This window comes from Tropicimonas sp. S265A (assembly GCF_049800835.1).
Lineage (GTDB): Bacteria > Pseudomonadota > Alphaproteobacteria > Rhodobacterales > Rhodobacteraceae > Dinoroseobacter.
Map to the genome: position 1 here is coordinate 748210 of NZ_JBNAFU010000001.1, position 20776 is coordinate 768985.

At 61.5% G+C, this 20776-nt stretch carries 23 protein-coding genes; 15 read left to right on the forward strand and 8 right to left on the reverse strand.

All coding sequences use genetic code 11. From position 1 onward, the window contains the following. Positions 1-33 precede the first annotated feature (33 nt). From ACP15N_RS03665 to ACP15N_RS03675, 3 genes are read left to right on the forward strand one after another with little or no spacing between them, the layout of a single operon-like run. Entirely contained in the window at positions 34-990 is a 957-nt protein-coding gene (locus ACP15N_RS03665; RefSeq protein WP_425090858.1) for a Bug family tripartite tricarboxylate transporter substrate binding protein, read from the forward strand. Between the two features lie 55 nt (positions 991-1045). Further along, positions 1046-1954 carry a BMP family ABC transporter substrate-binding protein gene (locus tag ACP15N_RS03670; RefSeq protein ID WP_425090859.1) on the forward strand — a complete coding sequence of 303 codons (909 nt, stop codon included), beginning with the start codon at positions 1046-1048 and terminating at the stop codon, positions 1952-1954. Continuing rightward, on the forward strand, positions 1951-2325 hold the full coding sequence (locus ACP15N_RS03675) for a hydroxyisourate hydrolase (protein ID WP_425090860.1): 375 nt from the start codon (positions 1951-1953) through the stop codon (positions 2323-2325). The genes ACP15N_RS03670 and ACP15N_RS03675 overlap by 4 nt, the downstream gene beginning before the upstream one ends. Before the next feature lie 144 nt (positions 2326-2469). Here the strand turns inward: ACP15N_RS03675 and ACP15N_RS03680 are convergent, their stop codons facing one another. The 8 genes from ACP15N_RS03680 to rsxA are packed head-to-tail and all read right to left on the reverse strand — an operon-like array spanning position 2470 to position 8826. Then, entirely contained in the window at positions 2470-3432 is a 963-nt protein-coding gene (locus ACP15N_RS03680) for an FAD-dependent oxidoreductase (protein WP_425090861.1), read from the reverse strand. After that, the gene (locus ACP15N_RS03685) at positions 3429-3686 is read right to left on the reverse strand and encodes an RnfH family protein (RefSeq protein ID WP_425090862.1); all 258 of its coding nucleotides are present in this window, start codon (positions 3684-3686) and stop codon (positions 3429-3431) included. Before ACP15N_RS03685 ends, ACP15N_RS03680 begins: the two co-directional genes overlap by 4 nt. Beyond that, positions 3683-4411 (reverse strand): electron transport complex subunit E, encoded by a 729-nt coding sequence (locus tag ACP15N_RS03690; RefSeq protein ID WP_425090863.1) that lies wholly within the window; start codon positions 4409-4411, stop codon positions 3683-3685. Before ACP15N_RS03690 ends, ACP15N_RS03685 begins: the two co-directional genes overlap by 4 nt. Continuing rightward, positions 4408-5052, reverse strand: coding sequence for an electron transport complex subunit RsxG (gene rsxG, locus ACP15N_RS03695; RefSeq protein ID WP_425090864.1), 645 nt, complete (start codon positions 5050-5052; stop codon positions 4408-4410). The genes ACP15N_RS03690 and rsxG overlap by 4 nt, the downstream gene beginning before the upstream one ends. After that, a complete protein-coding gene (locus ACP15N_RS03700; protein ID WP_425090865.1) occupies positions 5049-6119 on the reverse strand; it encodes an RnfABCDGE type electron transport complex subunit D in 1071 nt (356 codons plus the stop codon). The genes rsxG and ACP15N_RS03700 overlap by 4 nt, the downstream gene beginning before the upstream one ends. Continuing rightward, a complete protein-coding gene (gene rsxC, locus ACP15N_RS03705; RefSeq protein WP_425090866.1) occupies positions 6116-7660 on the reverse strand; it encodes an electron transport complex subunit RsxC in 1545 nt (514 codons plus the stop codon). The genes ACP15N_RS03700 and rsxC overlap by 4 nt, the downstream gene beginning before the upstream one ends. Continuing rightward, positions 7657-8226 carry an RnfABCDGE type electron transport complex subunit B gene (locus ACP15N_RS03710; RefSeq protein ID WP_425090867.1) on the reverse strand — a complete coding sequence of 190 codons (570 nt, stop codon included), beginning with the start codon at positions 8224-8226 and terminating at the stop codon, positions 7657-7659. Before ACP15N_RS03710 ends, rsxC begins: the two co-directional genes overlap by 4 nt. 18 nt (positions 8227-8244) lie before the next feature. After that, positions 8245-8826: an electron transport complex subunit RsxA gene (gene rsxA, locus ACP15N_RS03715; RefSeq protein WP_425090868.1), complete on the reverse strand. Its 582-nt coding sequence runs from the start codon at positions 8824-8826 to the stop codon at positions 8245-8247. Between the two features lie 272 nt (positions 8827-9098). On the opposite strand from rsxA, the gene ACP15N_RS03720 reads away from it, so the two are divergent. The 12 genes from ACP15N_RS03720 (at position 9099) to nifE (ending at position 20775) form a co-directional block, all read left to right on the forward strand. Continuing rightward, positions 9099-10409: an FprA family A-type flavoprotein gene (locus ACP15N_RS03720; RefSeq protein ID WP_425090869.1), complete on the forward strand. Its 1311-nt coding sequence runs from the start codon at positions 9099-9101 to the stop codon at positions 10407-10409. Between the two features lie 22 nt (positions 10410-10431). After that, positions 10432-10719, forward strand: a complete 288-nt coding sequence (locus ACP15N_RS03725) for a 2Fe-2S iron-sulfur cluster-binding protein (protein ID WP_425090870.1) — start codon at positions 10432-10434, stop codon at positions 10717-10719. Positions 10720-10777: 58 nt separating this feature from the next. Then, positions 10778-10978, forward strand: coding sequence for a 4Fe-4S binding protein (locus ACP15N_RS03730; RefSeq protein WP_425090871.1), 201 nt, complete (start codon positions 10778-10780; stop codon positions 10976-10978). Next, positions 10978-11436, forward strand: coding sequence for a SoxR reducing system RseC family protein (locus ACP15N_RS03735; RefSeq protein ID WP_425090872.1), 459 nt, complete (start codon positions 10978-10980; stop codon positions 11434-11436). The genes ACP15N_RS03730 and ACP15N_RS03735 overlap by 1 nt, the downstream gene beginning before the upstream one ends. Beyond that, positions 11433-12563: an FAD:protein FMN transferase gene (locus tag ACP15N_RS03740; RefSeq protein ID WP_425090873.1), complete on the forward strand. Its 1131-nt coding sequence runs from the start codon at positions 11433-11435 to the stop codon at positions 12561-12563. The genes ACP15N_RS03735 and ACP15N_RS03740 overlap by 4 nt, the downstream gene beginning before the upstream one ends. A gap of 89 nt (positions 12564-12652) precedes the next feature. Further along, positions 12653-13024: a 2Fe-2S iron-sulfur cluster-binding protein gene (locus ACP15N_RS03745; RefSeq protein ID WP_425090874.1), complete on the forward strand. Its 372-nt coding sequence runs from the start codon at positions 12653-12655 to the stop codon at positions 13022-13024. Between the two features lie 37 nt (positions 13025-13061). Beyond that, positions 13062-13604 (forward strand): peroxiredoxin, encoded by a 543-nt coding sequence (locus ACP15N_RS03750; RefSeq protein WP_425090875.1) that lies wholly within the window; start codon positions 13062-13064, stop codon positions 13602-13604. A gap of 373 nt (positions 13605-13977) precedes the next feature. Then, on the forward strand, positions 13978-14865 hold the full coding sequence (gene nifH, locus ACP15N_RS03755) for a nitrogenase iron protein (protein WP_425090876.1): 888 nt from the start codon (positions 13978-13980) through the stop codon (positions 14863-14865). Positions 14866-14941: 76 nt separating this feature from the next. Then, complete coding sequence (gene nifD / locus ACP15N_RS03760) at positions 14942-16447, forward strand: nitrogenase molybdenum-iron protein alpha chain (protein WP_425090877.1); 1506 nt, start codon at positions 14942-14944, stop codon at positions 16445-16447. 92 nt (positions 16448-16539) lie between these two features. Then, on the forward strand, positions 16540-18081 hold the full coding sequence (gene nifK, locus ACP15N_RS03765; protein ID WP_425090878.1) for a nitrogenase molybdenum-iron protein subunit beta: 1542 nt from the start codon (positions 16540-16542) through the stop codon (positions 18079-18081). A 178-nt stretch (positions 18082-18259) separates the two neighbouring features. Next, complete coding sequence (locus ACP15N_RS03770) at positions 18260-19012, forward strand: alpha/beta fold hydrolase (protein WP_425090879.1); 753 nt, start codon at positions 18260-18262, stop codon at positions 19010-19012. A 194-nt stretch (positions 19013-19206) separates the two neighbouring features. Then, positions 19207-20775, forward strand: a complete 1569-nt coding sequence (gene nifE, locus ACP15N_RS03775) for a nitrogenase iron-molybdenum cofactor biosynthesis protein NifE (protein ID WP_425090880.1) — start codon at positions 19207-19209, stop codon at positions 20773-20775. Position 20776 lies beyond the last annotated feature (1 nt).

Here is a 20776-nt window from a genome sequence, read left to right on the forward strand (position 1 = left end):
ACCTCCGACCTTCAACAAGGGATATCCCAAACAATGAAACACATCTTCACCGTTGGCACTGCTGCCCTTCTCCTTGCTGCTCCGGTCCACGCTGGTGCGGGAAAATGGACCGATGAACCGGTGCGCATCGTCGTCACCTTTCCGCCCGGCGGCACAAGCGACCTGATCGCGCGCGTTCTGGCGCAGTATTTCGAAAGCGAGTACGGGCAAAAGGCCGTTGTAGACAACCGGCCCGGCGCGGGGGGAACGGTTGCCGCCGACTACGTGGCCCAGCAGGCGCCAGATGGCACGACCCTGATCCTTGGCAACAACGCCCCCTTCACGATCGCACCCACGCAATTCGATGACCTGCCCTATGACCCAATGGGCGACTTTACCCACATCGCGTATCTGGGCGCGTCGACACCCGCCCTGTTCGTCCAGCCCGCCTCCGGGATCACATCGCTGGAGGCCTATATCGACAAGGCGAAAGGGGACGGCATCACCTATGGATCCTCCGGGGTTGGATCGATCACCCACATCCTTGGGAAAGCGGTCGACATCGAGCTGGGCATCGAGCAGATTCACGTGCCGTATCAGGGCAGCGCGCCCGCCATTCAGGATTTCCGGGCCGGTGTTCTTGAGGCCTACTACGACATGGTTGCGCTTAATCGCGACCTGATCACCGAGGGCGAAACCCAGCCAATCGCCCTCGCAGCGCCCGAACGCTCCGATGTCTTCCCCGAGATCCCGACCTTTCGGGAACTTGGCCATGACATCGTGATCGAAAACTGGACCGGGCTGTCGGGACCGGCAGGCATGGACCCCGCGATGGTTGCGACCATCAACGACACGGTCGCGGAAATCATGCAACTGGAGGCCGTTGTCGCGCAGCTTGCACAGTTCGGCATCGCGCACACCCCAATGGAAAGCGACGCGTTCACCACGTTTGTCGGGGGCACGATTTCGACATGGGAGCCGCTGATCAAGGCGGCGAAGGTCAACGGCTGATGGACACCGGGCGGTGGGCTATCCGGTGCCTGCCGCCACCCCAAGGAGCGGCAACTTGAAGATTGCAACCATTTTTGTCGGCGCCGTTGAGGACCACGGCTTCAATCACTGTGCGCTTGACGGTGTCAGGCGGATGCAGACGCTGGATGGTGCGGAGATCGAGATCGTCAGCGGACTGCCCTACCAAACGGATGCGATGGTGGCCGCGCTCGACATGGCTGCGGCCCGGTCCGATGGGGTGGTTTTCATTGGTGGACAGGGCAACAGGGTCATGCCGCAGGCTGCAGCGGCTTTCGCCGAGTGCGCATTTGCCGTCGTCCAGGGGAATGTTACCGGCCCGAACCTCGCCAGCTATGACGTTCTGCAAGAGCAATCCGCGTTTCTGGCCGGGGTGCTCGCCGCACGCGCGACCCGTACGGGCATCGTTGGGCACCTGTCCGGGCACCGCGTCGTGCCGGGATTGAAAGGACGTGCCGCATTTGCCGCCGGCGTCGCCCATGCCGACCCGGACGTGCGTCTGATCACTGGCTTTTGCGGCACGCAGGATGACAGCGGCGTCACGGAGCTGTGGTCCCGCGCCATCGCGGATCAGGGGGCAGACATTCTGTTCACGATGCTGAACGCCGCGCGCGAAGGCGCAATCTCCGCCTGCCGCGCGACCGGCATGCGCCAGATCGGAAACGCGCGAGACTGGTGTGCACATGACCCCGAAATCTTCATTGGCTCTGCTGTCGCCCGCATTGACCTTGGCGTAGAGCGTGCGGTAGGCGACATGCGCGCGGGACCGAGCCCGGCCGACGTATTCACCCTTGGCCTTGCGGAAGACGCGGTCGATCTGACCTTCGCGCCGGATGTCGATGCATCGGTCAGGCAGGATATACAGGCTCTTGCCACTGACATTGCCGCCGGAAAGCTGTGTATTGAGACGACCTACGGTGGCCCGGAATTCGAGTTGGGCTCATGACCAGCAAACCGCACGGAGCCGGGGGCATCTCCATTCACGCGGTCGATGTCGCGCGGGGCGTTCCGGCCGCGGGACTTGGCATTGTCTTACGCCGGATAGACCCCGATGACGGTATCATCGCGCAAGGCCACTGTGCGGAGAATGGTCATTTCGTGCATTCCGTGTCAGACGGGTTTGGCGTGACCTCAGGTGTTTACGAAGTAACGTTCAAGGTGGCCGCGTTCTATCAAGCCTCCGACCTGCCGCTCCCCGACCCGCCATTCCTTACCGAACCGGTCTTCCGGTTCGGTATCGACCGCGTGTCGGAACACTTCCACCTGCCTTTCAAGTTCACGCCTTGGGGATTCTCTCTGTTTCGGGGCGGCGCTTAGTGGGGGGCTGGTTCGACAACAGCAGTTCTGTGGTCGCGATGGCTCCTGAACCGCCCCCGCCGTCCTGATCGGCTGGCACGGCGCGGATCTCACCCGCGGTACGTTACGCGGTTCTTGCGGCCGTTTGACCCGAGCGCCTCGGCCCTAGCCCCAACGGATCTCTTCGGCGGTCCGCATAGCGTGCACAGCCGTGCGCCGAGCACGTGTTTGCGCATCGCCCAGAAGGGTAACTTCAGGTCGCAGAAGCGACCGCGCTTGCGCGTCCACAGGGCACCATCCCGTCACGTCGGTGAGCCCGGATACCCGCGCAATCCTTCCCGCACCTTGCTGCGGTACGAAGTTGACCACATCGGCGCGCAGCTGCCCGGCATCGGTCGTGATCGCTCCGGTCGATGCATCCACGGCAAGGACACGGCCACCACGGCCTTCGACATGCCAATCGACCGCACGTCCGGCAGTGTTTCTGAGAACGGCATGTTTCAGGGCTGTATGACAGCCGCCGTCCAGAACCGTCAGCCGCGCACCGAACCGGGCCAGCCAGACCGCTCGGTCAAAGGCGACATCCGGGTGGCTGACCTCTCCCGGAAGACGCAACACCACGTGACCGTCGCGAGCCATTCGGGCCAGTTGCGCGCTCAACCTGTGCGCCTCGCGCGCATGTCCCCATGCGGCAGGCCACAAATGTCTGGCGCGGGCATCAAGACCGGTGATGTCTTCGGCGACGGCTTCCCCGCCCGGGGCAAGACAGATCCTGTCAAACGCGAGGGTCCGACCCGAAAGCAGGTCCAGCCTTTTCGCACGCCAGTCGATCCCGGTCGCCTCGTCCAGCAGGACGGAAACACCCGCACCTTTCAAGTCATCAAGCTGTATGTTCGTATCCACGCGGCGCAACTGCCCCGCTCGCGGCATGGCAGGATTGAGCCGTGTGGGATCGCGTTCGATCAGCACAACACTCACATCCGGGCGTGAGCGCGCCATCGACAGCGCGGCTGCCGCACCGGCAGGACCCGCGCCAAGGACGAGCGCTTGCGAGGTTCTGGGGGTCAGGATGAGCGCAGCGGCACTGGCCGAGGCCCCCAACAGGAAGTTTCGACGCGCGTACATCATGTTCGTTTCTCCAGAAGCTCCGCATCCGGGTGGATCGGGCGGTAGATCTCGACCCGATCCCCGTCTTTCACGGGTTTGTCCAGTTTTGCGATCGTGCCGAAAATGCCGACCTTGTTCGCACCGACGTCGATCTCGGGGAAATCGTTCAGGAGGCCTGAGGCCTCGATCACGTCCATGACCGTTGCGCCATCCGGAATTTCGATGTTCTTCCAGACCTGTGCGTTCGGGCGCGCGTAGGCGATACCGACATTCATGACACCTCTCCCTGCTTTTCGGACGGGCTCAGTACGCCGGCGGCCGTGAATGCACGGGGGCGTGCGCCGGTTTCGGTTGGCTGCTGGTCGTCGCGCATATGCTGGTCAATCCGGGCCTTGGCAGCCAACAGAAAGCCCAGCACGATGAAACCGCCGGGCGGCAGGATCAAAAGCAGGAAACCGGGGTAGTTCGGAAAGACCGTCATTTCCAGGAAAGCGAAGCGCGGGCCAAGCAGGATATCTGCATCCGCAAAAAGCGTCCCGGCCCCCAAAATTTCGCGGATCCCCCCAAGGAGCACCAGCGCAATGGTAAATCCAGCGCCCATCATCAACCCGTCAAAGGCAGCCGGGATCGGCCCCTGACGCGAGGCAAATGCCTCGGCCCGGCCAAGAATGGCGCAGTTGGTGACGATCAGCGGAATGAAAAGCCCCAGCACCTTGTGCAACTCGTGCGCCCATGCGTTGAGGGCCAGGTCCACGATGGTGACAAGGGTCGCAATGATCAGCACAAACGCGGGAATGCGGATTTCGGGCGTGATCAACGGGCGGGCGAGCGAAACGGCCGCCCCCGAGGCAACCATTACGCCGGTGGAGGCCAGCCCCATACCCAGCCCGTTGGTGGCGGTGCCGGTGACAGCCAACAGCGGACAAAGGGCAAGGAACTGCCCGAAAACGACGTTGTTGTCCCATATGCCGTCCCGCGCGATTTTTCGGTAGCTGGTCATGTGCGACCCTCCGGAGAGAAAGCGTTCAGGATGTCGGTGCGGTTGCGTTCGAACAGGTGAAGCCCGCGCTCAACGGCCTGCACGACCGCGCGCGGCGTGATGCTCGCACCCGAGAACTGGTCGAACACACCACCGTCCTTCTTCACCCCCCAGCCCTCCGGCGCCGGATTGCGGAGCGAAGTTCCGGCGAAACTGTCAATCCAGTCGCTCTTGCGTCGCTCGATCTTGTCCCCGAGGCCGGGCGTTTCGGCGTGTGACAGCACGCGTGCGCCAAGAACGGTGCCGTCTGCGGACACGCCGATCAAGACGTTGATCCCGCCCGCATATCCAAACGACGTCACCTCCACCGCAATGGCGCTCACCTCTTCTTCAAGCGTTGCCACGTGGAAAACGACAAGCCCTTCATGGAGGTCGTCGACCTCCAGCACCGTGGCCGAGACGTCATTGTCGTGCAGTGCCTCCGGGATGACCTGCCGCAGAGATGCCATGCGGTCTTCGGACAGGCGCAGGGCTATGGTTGCCGCCGTCATGGAGTGACTGGCTGACAAAATGACGGCTGCGGAGAGCGCAAAGAGGCCAAGCAACAGCCCATGGCGGAGCGGCGACGTTTCAAACCACAGTCTCGCGCCGGAGAGGGTCATGGCCGGTCCTCCAGCGGAAGCGGATCGCCCGCGCGTGTGCGCCCGAAGACACGCGGACGCGTGTACTTGTCGATCAACGGTACGCAGGCATTCATCAGCAGCACCGCAAAAGCAACGCCTTCTGGGAATGCACCCCAAGTCCGAATAACGAAGATCAGCGCACCAATCCCCATGCCGTAAAGCGTTTTGCCAAGCGCCGTCATGGGCGCGGTCACATAGTCCGTCGCGATAAAGAACGCGCAAAAGACGACCGATCCGGTGGCGATGTGAAAGAGCGGCGGCGGGTAATGGGCAGGATCCAAGACATGCGCGATTGCCGACAGGACCGCGACAGTGCCCATGACAGCCAAAGGTACCGACACCGTGATGATCCGCAACAGGATCAGCCCAAGCCCCCCCAGACCAAGAAGAACAGCGCTGGTTTCACCAAGGCTGCCTGACACGCGCCCGAAAAACTGTGTGCGCAACACCTCCGCGCTCAAAACGCTTGGGTCCATCCCGTTTTCGGAATGCAGTATGCTTTGCACCTCGCTCAGGATGGTGGCGCCACTGATCGCATCCGGCGGGATGTACCCTCCGAAGGTGATGTCGAGTGCCTCGACAAAACCCGGTGTCTCGCTCACCCCGACGGGGGCTACCCAGGTGGTCATCTGCACCGGCAAGGCCACAAGCAGAACCGCACGTGCAACCATTGCCGGGTTGAACAGGTTCTGACCCAGACCGCCAAAAACATGCTTGCCCAGAATGATGGCAATTGCCGCACCCAAGGCCCCGACCCACCACGGTGCCCAGGGCGGCAGCGTCATGGCCACGAGCCATCCGGTCAGGAACGCTGACCCATCGGTCGCAAAATGCAGAACCGCCCTGCCGGTCAGATAGAGGCACAGAGCCTCGACCAGAACCGCCGTGACGACCGTGACGGCGAACAGGAACAAGGCGGGCCAGCCAAACAGAACGATGCCGAAGGCCGTCGCGGGGAAAAGACACGTCATCACCGCGATCATCGTGCGCGAGACCGTGAACATCGAATGGGTGTAGGGGGCGGCTCTGACGGTGTGATGGGTCATTGGTCTGCCGCCTCCGCTGGCTGTGCGGCTGCGTCCTCGGCGGCTTTCGCCTCGGCTTCCTTGCGTTTTTTCTCTGCCATCATCGCTTTGCGCTTGGCCATTGCGGCGCGTTTGGCCTCGGCAATCGCTTCTTCCCGCGCTGTGCGTGCCGCGGCGAGGCGCTTTGTTTCCTCCCGCTGGTGCGCCTGGCTTTGCTTTTCGGCAAGCTTGCCTTTTGCGAAACTGAACCCTTGCACAAGGGGGATGTTCGAGGGGCAGGCAAAGGTGCAGCACCCACAGGAAATACAGTCGAGCAATCCGATCTCCGAGGCCCCTTCGAGGTCGTCGGACTGGATGCGCGCGTTCATCTCGAACGGTGCCAGACCGCTCGGGCACGCCCGTACACAGGACCCGCAGCGGATGCAGGGCTTGGCCTCGGCACGGCGCAGTTCGGATTTGGTCAGGGCCAGAACACCGCTGGTGCTCTTGATCACCGGAACGCGCAGAGACCGGATCGGCTGGCCCATCATCGGGCCGCCCAGAAGCAGCTGTTCTTCGGCCCCGGTCAGCCCTCCGCAGTGGTCGAGCACTTCGTTCAAGGGCGTGCCGATCAACACACGCAGGTTCGCCGGCGCCTTCACACCCCGGCCCGAGATGGTCACGATCCGCGACAGCGACGGCTCGCCGTACCGCATGGCCAGGTGGACGGCATGGGCCGTGGCGGCGTTATGGACGATCACGCCCAGCTCTGCCGACAAGGCGCGCGCGGGTGTCTCGCGCCCGGTGATCGCCTTGACCAGATGATTGCCAGACCCCATCGGGTACTGGGTCGGCAACACCTGCACCTCAATCTGGAAACCCAATCGGTGCGTAAACTGTGAAATCGCCGAAATCGCTTCGGGCTTGTTCGCCTCGATCCCGACCACGATCCGCGAAACACCCAGCGCCTTGGCCATGATCGCAGCGCCATCGGCAACCTCTTCGGCGTGCTCGCGGATCAGGCGGTCGTCGCAGGTCAGATAGGGTTCGCATTCCGCGCAATTGATGATCAGCAGGTCCAGGTCGTACTTCTTTCCGAGGTTCAGCTTGACGGCAGCCGGAAATCCGGCACCGCCCATGCCGACTATCCCCGCATCCGCCGCCCGACGCGCGATGTCTTCGGGGGTGGCATCCTCGGGATGCAGGGCGGGCAAACGCGGGCCCCACCGATCCTCTCCATCCGGGCGGATGGTTATTGTCGGCACCGGAAGTCCCGACGGATGCGGCGCGGTGAAATGACCAACGGCAAGCACCCGTCCAGACGTCGGGGCATGCACATTGGCGGAAATGGGTCCGCGCGCCTTGGCAACCAACTGGCCCTTGAGAACATCATCGCCGCGGTTCACCAGAGGTTCGGCCTGCGCGCCGATATGCTGGCGCAAGGGCAACCGGATCAGGCTTGGCAGCGGCATGGTCTGCACAGGCGCATCCGCGGTCAGGAACTTGCGTCCTTGCGGATGCACCCCGCCCTTCAGGGCAAACAGACCGCGCGGTTTCAGCAGATGGGCCAGGGAAATGCTCATGTCGCGCGCCTCATCAACTCGGACGCATGACTGAGGTCGGGCTTTTCCCAGTACCAGTTTGCCAGGCTGCGCGGCTTCTCGCGCAGCAGGATCGCTTCGGTCGGACAAACCGCGACGCAGGCATCGCAGCCGATACAGGCGTCTGTCACGACAGTGTGGATCTGCTTGGCCGCTCCGACGATCGCGTCCGTGGGACAGCGCTTGAAACACTTGGTGCAGCCGGTGCAGTGATCCTCGAAGATAAAGGCCACAAGCGGCGCGGTATCTTCCATCCCCGACAACGCTCCTGTCGGGACCTCGCCCGCGCCGACGACTTCGGCAAGTTCGATGGCAAGGTCGCGCCCCCCCGGCGGACACAAGGTGACAGGCGCACTGCCCTCGGCCAAAGCCTCTGCCGCGCCACGACATCCGGGAAAACTGCATTGCCCACAGTTGGTTCCCGGCAGCATTTGTTCGATCTCGTCCACGATTGGGGGCGTTTCGACGTAAAATCGCTTGGCCGCCACGCCAAGCAGCGCACCAAGCCCCACACCGAGGGCAGACATGGACAAAGCAGCGGTCAGCATCTGATCAAGTGCTCCGGTTCAGTTGGGGACCAGACCGGCAAAGCCCATGAACCCCATGGACAAGAGACCGGCGACGATGAAAGCGATGGGTGCGCCCGCAAACGCGGACGGCACGGCGAGTTGCGCCATCTGCTCGCGCAGACCCGCAAAGATGACGAGGACAACCGAAAACCCGAGCGCAGAGCCAAACCCGTACAGAACGCTCTGCGCAAAGTTGTGGCCCTCCTGAATGTTCAGAAGCGCAACGCCGAGCACGGCGCAGTTGGTGGTAATGAGCGGAAGGAAGATTCCGAGCGCCCGGTACAGCTGTGGTGAGATCTTCCGCATCACGGTTTCGGTGAATTGCACGATTGCGGCGATCACCAGAATGAAGCTCAGGATACGCAGGAATTCGAGGCCGAAAGGCGCGAGGATAAACCACTCCACCGCCCAGCCGGACGCCGCTGCAAGTGTCAGCACGAAGGTGGTGGCAAGACCCATACCAACGGCAGCGTCCACTTTGCGCGACACGCCCATGAACGGGCAAAGGCCGAGAAACTTCACCAGTACCACGTTGTTGACCAAGGCGGTCCCCAACAGGATGGCAAAGAAATCTTGCATGTCAGACCCTTTCCGAAAGTGCCGCAGGAAGCGGCTCTCGGGAGGGTTCAGCAAGCATCGTGCCAAGCCCGAACGGGTCTTCTGCCCCAACGCCTTGCCCCTGGTCGGGCGGCGGCTTCGCGCAGGGACCCCGGTCAATGTTACGAAACCTACAATTTGTCCGTCACACGGCGCGCCTGCCCTTCGAAGCCTGCGAGTTACTCGAATTCGCAGCTTGGCACGCTCCTTGCTGGATCATGCCAAGAAGTGAGCCTGAGACGGAGAGCCGCCGCGTGCCTGACGCCAATGACATCCCGGGTGCTGCCCCCTTGGCCCCATGCATCGACGGCACGGGGCCCGTGTCGGTCACGGACAGGATCACGTGGATCGGCGCACTTGACCCAACGCTGCGCAGCTTTGACATCATCCTCAAGACCGCCAACGGGACGAGCTATAACTCCTACGTCGTGCGCGGATCGAAGGGCGTTGCCGTTATCGACACGGTGAAGGAACCGTTCATCGCCGACTTTCTGGAAAAACTCGAACAGGTCGCGCGCTACGAAGAGATCACGACACTCGTGCTCAACCACCTGGAGCCGGACCATACCGGCGCGGTCACCGCGCTGCTTGAGCGGGCACCGCATCTGCGTATTCACGTCTCGACGCGTGGACTTCTGGTGTTGCGGGCCCTCTTGAAGGACGATTTCGACAGGTTCGATGTGCAAGCGGTCAGCTGCGGTGAAACCGTGTCGCTTGGCGATCGTTCGCTGCGGTTCCTGACCACGCCCTATGTGCACTGGCCCGACACCCAATGCACCTATGTCGAAGAGGAACAGGTGCTGTTCACCTGCGATTTCCTCGGTTGCCACTATTGCGACGGGCGGCTGTTCAACGATGCCGTCGGCGACTTCCGGTTTTCGTTCGAGTACTATTTCGACCACATCATGCGGCCGTTTCGCCCCTACGTGATCGAAGCGCTCGACAAGATCGAACCGCTTGGGGCGCGGATCATCGCGCCCGGTCACGGACCGGTCCTGCGCTCCCACCCGGAGGCGTATATCCAACACTACCGCCGCCTTGTGACGCCTCGGCTCGCCAGCGAAACGGGCGCGGAAAAGACCTTGCTCATCTTTTATGTCAGCGCATACGGCGCGACCGAACAGATGGCGCAGGCGATCTGCGCAGGCGCATCCGATGTGGCAGATGTGCGCGTATCCATGTTCGACCTGCAAGGCGGGGAAGTCCTGCCATTCGTCAACCTGATCGAAGAAGCGGACGGCATCGCGATCGGCACCCCCACGATCAATGGCGACGCGGTCCGCACTGTGTGGGACCTGCTGTCCAGCCTTGTGGACATCGACACCAAGGGAAAGGTCGGCGCGGCGTTCGGATCGTTCGGCTGGTCCGGCGAGGCCGTCTCGATGGTGGAGAACCGCTTGCAGGGTCTGAAGATGCGTGTCCCGGAGCCGGGGCTGCGGATCAAGTTGCACCCGCGCGCCGACGAACAGAACGCCTGTCGCGACTTTGGCAAGCAACTGGCGCTGCATCTGACCGGGCGCACCACCCCGCGCGAGATCGACATGTCGGAGCTCTTTGCCAAATGAGCCCTAGGAAAAGGAGACACCCATGCCTGTTGGAAAACTGACATTCGAAGACGTGGCGATGACCGTCAATGTGCCCGAAGGCACCCGCATCATCGAGATTTCGGAGAAGATCGGCGCCGGCATCACCTATGGCTGCCGCGCCGGCGAATGCGGCACGTGTCTGACCCATGTGGTCGACGGGGCCGAGAACCTGTCTGACCCCTCAGCGCTCGAATTGCGCGTTCTGAAGGAAAACCTTGCCGGTCGCCAGGATCGCCTGGCCTGCCAATGCCAAATTCTGGGCGGCGCCGTCACCGTACGCCCGGGGTGAACAAGACCCCCATCGCCGGTCTGCTGCCGGTGCACCCTCAACCAGAAAGGACCTGACCATGGCCATGTTTATCGTTCCCGACCTCTGTACCGCTTGCGGTGATTGCGAACCCGTTTGCCCGACCGGCGCCATCGTACCCAAGAAAGGACTGTTCTTCATCAATGCCGCCGTCTGCACCGAATGCGAACCGGATCATGACATGCCGCAATGCCTCGAAGTCTGCATGGAGGTCGATTGCATCATTCCCGCGGAGGCATGATGGACCGCGCTGCACACCCCCCTGAACACCCGCGCCGCATGAAGCAACGCGGGCGGGTCGTGCATGCCGCCAACGGCCGGGTGCAGGTCGAGGTAGATCCGGCCCCCGGATGCGGGGCCTGCGCCGCGCGGGCCGGATGCGGCACCAGCGCCCTTGCCGAGATACTCAAGAGCCGTCCGACACCTTTGACGTTTCGGTGCGACGCCCCGTTGCAATCCGGGCAGGACATTGACGTGTCGCTGCCAGCTGCGGATTTCATCAAGGCTGCGTGCCTTGCCTTTCTTCTGCCGGCGACGGTGTTGGTTGGCGCAATCTGGATTACCTCCATGCTGGCGCTGCCCGTGGTGGCGTCATCCGCTTTCGCGGGTGCGGCCTTTGGCCTGTCATTCCTGCCGCTGTGGCTGGCAGAGCGACGCGGCCTCTTGTGGGCGCGCATCAAACTGGACGCGCCGGAATGACGGACAGGCGCTTGCCACTCCTTTCGGTGGTCGTTGCAGTTGTGGTGCTGATGGCTCTGGTCGGCGTCGCACGGTCGCACCGGGCAACGCCGGAATGGCGTGAAACGGTTTTCGTGTTCGGCACCTTGCTGGAAATCGTGATCCGCGATGCGGACCGCGACCGGGCACAGCGTGCAACAGCGGCCACCGGGCAGATGTTGCAAACCCTGCACAACGACTGGCACGCTTGGCAGCCGGGCGCTCTTGAAACCGTGAACGACCGGCTGGCGCTGGGGCAAACCACAGTTGTCAGCCCGGACCTTGCAAGCGTCCTTTCCCACGCGAAGCAGTTGTCGTGCGAAAGCGGCGGCCTGTTCGAGCCCGGTATCGGGCAGCTTATCGCGCTATGGGGCTTCCATGATGATGCCAACACGCAAGCGGCACCGCCTGATGCAAAGAAGATAGATGCCCTGCGCGAGGCCGCCCCGAGCATAGCCGACCTCCAGATCAGAAGTGCCTCTGTATCCTCTCAAAACCCGGCGCTGCAACTTGATCTTGGCGGCTTTGGCAAAGGGGCTGCGCTGGACATGGCCGAGAAGACGCTGGCAGCACACGGTATCGAAAATGCCGTACTGAACGCCGGGGGGGATGTGAATGTCATCGGCACGCACGGCGAACGCAACTGGACGGTCGCCATTCGCGATCCGTTCGTCTGGGGGGCCGTGGCGTCGATCGCGCTCGATCCCGGAGAGGTGCTCTACACCTCCGGCAACTACGAACGGTACTTTGAAACCGCGCCGACCCGGTTCGCCCATATCATCGATCCGCGAACCGGGTACCCGGTCCAGAACATCGTTTCCGCATCCGTATTGCACACTAATGGCGCCCGGGCCGATGCGGCGGCCACAGCCTTGAGCGTGGCCGGTCAGGCGGCTTGGGCGCAGGTCGCGGCTGACATGCAGGTTGCCAGCGCACTGTTAATCACGGGTGACGGAACGCTGCTTGTCACGCCAGACATGGCGATGCGGCTGAATTTCGAGACCCCGGACCTTGCAGAGCAGATGAAGGTCATCCAACTGCCCGCGCGCCGCGATATGCGCCACTGCCGCCCGACACCGGACAAAACAGTGTCCGATTTCGGACACTAGGCCGCGCGTGGTTTTGGCATGGACGTTGCTGCGCAGATGCTGCTGCCCCCCGCGCGGCACGCTGAAATCCTCAACACAAGGGACCGACCATGGCTAACATCACTTTCCAATCTCCGACCATGCATCGCGACAAGACGGTCTACGCAGTGGCTGGCAACACCAAGACCATTCTGGCGCTGGCCGACGAGCATCAAATCCCAATCCCTTTCGAATGCGGTGACGGTAACTGCGGCTCCTGCCTGATCGAGGTCAAGTCTCTCGAGGACAAGCCGAAGATGGGCATGTCGCTGACCGAAAAGGAAAAAGCGCGTCTGAAGGAGCTTCAGAAGATCACACCGGAAGAGATCGAAAACGCGGAAGTCAACGATCTGCCGCCCCGGTATCGCCTGGCCTGCCAGTTCATTGCCCGCGACGAAGACGTGATCATTCGTTTCCCCGGAACGCCGGGCGGGTCTTTCTGACCCCTGTTGTTCTCCACGACCGAAAGGACATTGCCTCATGAAAACCAACACCCCCTTGCCCGATGTCACGTTTCAGACACGTGTGCGCGATGACAGCATCGATGGACCAAATCCGTTCCGCTGGCAGGACATGACCACCAAGGATTACTTTGCCGGCAAACGCGTTGTCCTGTTTTCATTGCCTGGTGCGTTCACACCAACCTGTTCGACCTATCAACTGCCCGGGTTCGAGAAGAACGCCGCGACATTCGCCGAGAACGGGATTGACGAGATCTACTGCCTCTCCGTCAACGACAGTTTCGTCATGAACCAGTGGGCGAAAGCGCAGGGAATAGAAAACGTGAAGGTCATCCCGGATGGCTCCGGCGAGTTCACGCGCAAGATGGGTATGCTTGTGCGCAAGGACAACCTCGGCTTTGGCCTGCGGTCCTGGCGCTATGCGGCGATCGTCAATGACGGGGTGATCGAAGCGTGGTTCGAAGAACCGGGCCTGATGGACAACTGCCCGGATGATCCCTACAGGGTCTCTAGCCCCGAGACCATTCTGGCGTACCTGACGCAGGCCGTTGCCGCTGAGTGACCAGGTTTCATTATCGAGTGCCGCGCCCCGCCCCACCGGCGGGGCGTTTTTCGTTTTGGGGCGGCGATCCGCGAACGTGACTGCATGGTGGATCGCAGCGCGGCCGCACACCACGCGGACAAGACGGGGCCTGGCAAAAGGCATGCATCAAACAGACCTGCAAAACAGACGGACAAACTCCTGCGCTACATTCTGTCGGCTTTTGTCACCAAAGCCCCAAAAGCCAATATCACCATAACCATTTGTTTTAAAATGATATTTGAGAATTTTCCTTGGAAGCACCGCTTGGCACGCTTGCTGCTGGATACTTCCCGAGCGCGGTCGCGCACCGTCTCAACTTTGAGCGAACAAAGAGACATAGAGGAATTATCAAATGAGCGAACTTCGTCAGATCGCGTTTTACGGCAAGGGGGGGATCGGCAAATCGACGACGTCCCAGAACACTCTCGCCGCTCTCGTCGAGTTGCAGCAGAAGATCCTGATCGTCGGCTGTGACCCCAAGGCAGACTCCACACGTCTGATCCTGAACTCCAAGGCGCAGGATACCGTGCTGCACATGGCAGCCGAAATGGGCTCCGTGGAGGATCTTGAGCTCGAAGACGTGCTCAAGATCGGGTACTCGGACATCAAGTGCGTCGAGTCCGGTGGCCCCGAGCCGGGCGTCGGCTGTGCCGGCCGTGGCGTTATCACCGCTATCAACTTCCTGGAAGAAAACGGCGCCTACGAAGACGTGGACTACGTGTCCTACGATGTTCTGGGCGACGTGGTCTGCGGCGGCTTTGCGATGCCAATCCGCGAAAACAAGGCCCAGGAAATCTACATCGTGATGTCTGGCGAGATGATGGCGCTCTATGCCGCCAACAACATCTCCAAGGGTATTCTGAAATACGCCAACTCCGGCGGCGTGCGTCTTGGTGGCCTGATCTGTAACGAGCGCCAGACCGACAAAGAGTTGGAACTGGCCGAAGCGATGGCCGCGAAACTCGGCTCCAAGCTGATCCACTTCGTGCCGCGCGACAACATCGTGCAACACGCGGAACTGCGTCGCCAGACGGTGCTGCAATATGCACCCGAAAGCCAGCAGGCCGAGGAATACCGTCAGTTGGCGCGCAAGATCCACGAGAACTCCGGCAAGGGCGTGATCCCGACCCCGGTCACGATGGACGAGCTGGAAGAGATGCTGATGGAGTTTGGCATCATGCAATCCGAGGAAGAGCGCGAAGCATTGATCGCAGCCTCCGACGCGGAATTGGCGAGCTAAGCCCGGAACCCGGAGGCCGGACAAACATCCGGCCTCTGCATACCAAACCCCAGATCAGTGAGAAGGAGCCAAAAGGATGGCCAAAGATCACACAGGGCCGGAAGACTATGAGGCGATGATCGAGGAAGTCCTCGACGCCTACCCGGCCAAAGCAAAGAAACGGCGCGCCAAGCACCTGACCGTTGCAGCCCCCACCGAAGAAGAAGCCGATCCCACGACAGGTATCGCTTCGAAGTGTGACACGCAGAAGTCCAACGTAAAGTCGGTCCCTGGTGTCATGACGATCCGCGGCTGTGCATATGCAGGGTCCAAAGGTGTGGTCTGGGGACCGATCAAGGACATGGTCCACGTCTCCCACGGGCCGGTCGGCTGCGGTCAGTATTCCTGGTCCCAGCGTCGGAACTACTACATCGGGAAAACCGGCGTGGACAGCTTCGTCACCATGCAGTTCACCACCGATTTCCAGGAAAAGGACATCGTCTTCGGCGGCGACAAGAAGTTGTCGAAAACCATTGACGAGATTGAGGAACTTTTCCCGCTCAACAATGGAACAACGATCCAGTCCGAATGCCCGATTGGTCTGATCGGGGACGACATCGAAGCTGTCGCCCGCGAAAAGAACAAGGAATACGACAAGACCATGGTGCCTGTCCGCTGCGAAGGCTTCCGCGGCGTGTCGCAATCGCTGGGTCACCACATCGCGAACGATGCGGTCCGGGACTGGGTCTTCGAAAAAGGCGAAGGCGCTGGCAAGGACTACGAGCCGGGCCCCTACGATGTGAACGTCATCGGTGACTACAACATCGGCGGAGACGCCTGGGCCTCCCGTATTCTTCTCGAGGAAATGGGGCTCAACGTGGTCGGCAACTGGTCCGGTGACGCAACGCTCGCCGAGATTGAACGCGCGCCCAAGGCCCGTCTGAACCTGATCCACTGCTACCGGTCGATGAACTACATCTGCCGCTACATGGAAGAGAAGTACGACATCGGCTGGATGGAATACAACTTCTTCGGCCCGACCCAGATCGCGGCGTCCTTGCGCGCCATCGCCAAGAACTTCGACGAGACCATCCAGGAGAATGCCGAAAAGGTCATCGCCAAGTACCAGCCACTGGTCGACGACGTGATCGCCAAGTTCAAGCCGCGGCTCGAGGGCAAATCGGTGATGCTCTACGTCGGTGGCCTGCGCCCCCGTCACGTGGTCACGGCTTATGACGACCTCGGCATGGTCATCGCAGGCACGGGCTACGAGTTCGGGCATGGCGACGATTACAAGCGCACCGGTCACTACGTGAAAGAAGGCACGCTGATCTATGATGACGTCACTGGCTACGAGCTGGAGAAGTTCATCGAGAAGGTGCGCCCGGATCTCGTGGGTTCCGGCATCAAGGAGAAGTACCCGGTGCAGAAGATGGGCATCCCGTTCCGTCAGATGCACAGCTGGGACTACTCGGGCCCCTATCACGGCTATGACGGCTTTGCCATCTTCGCCCGCGACATGGACCTGGCGATCAACAACCCCGTCTGGGGCATGTACGACGCCCCCTGGAATACCGACGCTGCGCCCATAGCCGCAGAGTAACCGAACACCAGATGGGCGTGCGCGCCCATCCCCCTTCATTCCTCAACCCGGTGCGTCTCGGAATGCGGACGGCCAAGAGAAGGATCAGACCCATGCCCCAATCGGCAGACAAAGTGCTCGACCATGCACCGCTCTTTCAGCAACCTGAATACAAGGAGATGCTGGAGAACAAGAAGGTCAAATTCGAATGCGGCCATCCCGACGATCTGGTTGCTGAAATCGGCGACTGGACGAAATCCTGGGAATACCGCGAAAAGAACCTCGCGCGCGAAGCGCTGACCGTGAACCCGGCGAAAGCCTGTCAGCCTCTGGGGGCCGTGTTCGCCGCCGCAGGCTACGAGAAGACCATGAGCTTCGTACACGGCTCGCAAGGCTGCGTGGCTTACTACCGCTCGCACCTGAGCCGCCACTTCAAGGAACCGGCCTCCTGCGTGTCCTCTTCCATGACCGAAGATGCGGCCGTTTTCGGCGGACTGGTGAACATGGTGGACGGCCTCGCCAATACCAAGGCGCTCTATGATCCGAAGATGATCGCGGTCTCGACCACCTGCATGGCCGAGGTCATCGGCGATGACCTGAACTCGTTCATCATCCAGTCGAAGGAAAAAGGCTCCGTACCCGAAGACTTCGACGTACCGTTTGCCCACACACCGGCTTTTGTCGGTAGCCATGTCGACGGCTACGACAACATGACAAAGGGCATCCTGAAAAACTTCTGGGACAAGGTGGAAGACCCGGTCAAGACCGAGAAGATCAACATCATCCCGGGCTTTGACGGGTTTGCCGTCGCCAACAACCGCGAAATCAAGCGGATGCTGGACGAAATGGGTGTGGAGTACACCTTCCTCAGCGACGTGTCCGACGTCTACGACACGCCGTCGGATGGTGAGTTCCGCATGTACGATGGCGGCACCCCGCTCGAAGCCGTCGAGGACGCGGTCAACGCGAAAGCCACCGTCTCGATGCAGGAATACTGCACACCGAAGACGCTGGAATACGCCGCTTCCAAGGGCCAGGACACCGCAAGCCTGCACTACCCGATGGGTGTTCAGGCCACGGATGAGTTCCTGATGAAGATGTCTGAGCTTTCCGGCAAGGAAATCCCCGAAAGCCTCCGCCTTGAGCGTGGTCGCCTCGTGGACGCAATCGCGGACAGCCAGGCACATCTGCATGGCAAGACCTATGCCATCTATGGCGACCCTGACTTCGTCTACGCGATGGCCAAGTTCGTCATGGAGTTGGGTGGCGAGCCGATCCACTGCCTGGCCACCAATGGCGGCAAGGACTGGGAAGCACAGATGAAAGAGCTTCTGGCCACGTCGCCCTTCGGCGCCAAGGCACAGGTCTGGCCCAAGAAGGACCTGTGGCACATGCGCTCGCTTCTGAACACGGAACCTGTGGATATGCTGATCGGCAACAGCTACGGCAAGTACCTGGAGCGCGACACGGGCACGCCGCTGATCCGCCTCATGTTCCCGATCTTCGACCGTCACCACCACCACCGCTTCCCGACCTGGGGCTACCAGGGCGCGCTGACGGTTCTGGTCAAGCTGCTGGATACGGTGTTCGACAAGCTGGACGACGATACGATCGTCCCCGGTGAGACGGATTACTCCTTCGACCTGACGCGTTAAACCAGCTGCGGGGGGCGCGTGCCTTTCTGCTCCCTGCGACCCAACCGGCAGCGTTCCCTCGCGTTGCCGGTTTTCTTTGTGCGGCATCTGAAAACCTGCGCAGCTGACCGCTTGACCCCGGCGTGACAACGCCCGGCAGCGCAGCTACCGTCGGCTGCGACAAACCTGGTGTCGACCAATGCCGACCACGAAATGCAAACTTGCCTCAGACAAGGCCCGCAAAGGCGCAACGCGGCCTGCTATCCTGCTAATCGCTGGATTTGGCGACAATGCGAGCATGTTCGAGGGACTTTCGGGTACGCATCTTGCCAGAACGCATCGTTTGTTTCCAACTGACCTTCCCGGTTTCGGGGCGCCACCGCTGAAGTCTCGGACAACGCTCGAGGCCCTTGCCGACGTCGTTGCTGAGAAGGCGACGGAAGTTGGCGCCGAGATTATCGTGGCTCATTCGGTCGCATCGATCATTGCCTCGCTGGCGGCGCAACGTTCCGACTGCCCGGTCAGGGTAATTCTTTCCTTGGAAGGAAATATCACGGCAGAGGACGCATACTTCTCTGGGACCGCGGCAAATTATGACGACCCGGCAAGATTTCGGATCGAGTTTCTAAAACGCCTCGATCAAATGGCGAAAGATGATCCTATCATCGCGCGCTATCACCAGTCCGTTTCAGAGGCAGACCAGCGTGCGCTTTGGCAGCTTGGCACAGATGCGCGTCGCTTCTCATCTCGGCACGTGCCGGGTGACGTCCTGAAATCGTCGTGTAACGTGGTCTACCTCTACAATCCGGAGAACTGCCCAGAGACCACTCTTGCGTGGTTGGACGTCAATCCAATCGAGCGGATCGTTCTTGAAAACGCCACTCACTGGGCGAGCGTTGACCAGCCCGAACTGCTTGCTGACAAGCTTGCCGAGGCGTTGGACCGAGTCTGAAACCCGACTTTCCCACGCGAACAACGATTGACCGTTCCGTCTACATTCCACCCGCGCATATGGGGGAGTTGCAAACTGCCTTTGTAGGCATTCCGACAAATCTCCAACCTCGGCGGTCACAGGAGCCGCCAAAACACGGCCCCACACTTGGCACGTTCCTTGCTGAATTCATGACATCAGCCGGAGGACCGCGCATGCCCGACTCAGTTCGAGACAAGATCCAGGACGTGTTCAACGAGCCCGCATGTGGCACGAATATCTCGAAATCGGAGCAACAGCGCAAAAAAGGCTGCGCCAAGCCGCTGACACCCGGAGCGGCTGCGGGCGGGTGCGCATTCGATGGCGCCAAGATCGCGCTCCAACCCATTGTCGATGTGGCCCACCTCGTCCACGCGCCCCTCGCGTGTGAAGGCAACGGTTGGGACAATCGCGGCGCAGCCTCCTCCGGCTCCGAACTCTACCGCGTCGGGCTCACAACGGACATGAGCGAGCTTGATATCGTCATGGGGTTCGGTGAGAAAAAGCTCTTCCGGGCGATCAAGGAAACCATCGAGGCCCACGACCCGCCCGCTGTCTTCGTCTATGCCACCTGTGTGCCCGCGCTGATTGGCGACGACATCGGCGCAGTCTGCAAGGCGGCGACCGAGAAGTTCGGAACCCCTTGCATCCCGATCGACGCGCCGGGTTATGTCGGGTCCAAGAACCTCGGCAACAAGCTGGCGGGAGAGGCGATGCTGGATCACGTGATCGGCACGCAGGAACCCGCCGCCACCACGCCCTACGACATCAACATTGTCGGTGACTACAACCTGTCAGGTGAGTTGTGGCAAGTGAAACCCCTGCTCGACAAGCTGGGCATCCGCATCCTCGGGTCGCTGGCGGCCGATGCGCGCTACAGCCAGGTTGCCATGATGCACCGCGCCAAAGTGACGATGATGGTCTGCTCAAAGGCGCTCATCAACGTCGCACGCAAGCTGGAGGACCGCTACGGCATCCCGTTCTTCGAAGGGTCGTTCTACGGCATCTCCGACACGTCCGACAGCCTGCGCACCATGTGCCGCATTCTAGTGGAGCAAGGTGCGGATGCAGACCTGCTGGACCGGTGCGAGGCGCTGATCGCAGAAGAAGAAGCGCAGATCTGGGCAGAGCTCGACCCGTTCCGCCCGCGCGTCGAAGGGCGGCGGGTGCTGCTCTACACCGGCGGGCACAAGTCCTGGTCCGTGGTCGCCGCCCTTCAGGAACTTGGAATGGAGGTCATCGGCACCTCGGTGCGCAAGGCCACCGACGAGGACAAGGACCGCGTGATCGACGTCATGGGGGATGACAAGCACATGTTCGACAACATGGCGCCCAAGGACATGTACAAGCTTCTGAAAGACGCAGGTGCTGATCTTCTGATGTCGGGCGGGCGCAGCCAGTTCGTGGCGCTCAAGGCCAAGATGCCATGGGTCGATGTGAACCAGGAGAAACACGAACCCTATGCCGGCTACATGGGCATGGTCGATCTGATCAGCGCGATTGACCGCGCCGTGAACAATCCGATGTGGGCGGACCTGCGCGACCCTGCACCGTGGGACGAGCCCTTTGTCGGACCGAATGTCATGCCGCCACTTTCAGGCGAGTGCCCCGTCACCGGCGTTCCGGCAGGGCATGCACGGCCCGTGACCCTGCCCTCCCCGATGCCGCCGCGCGATGGCGCAATTACCGCATCCGCAGACCTGTCGGGCTTTGTCTCGTCATCCACCGATTTCGAGGATTGCTGAC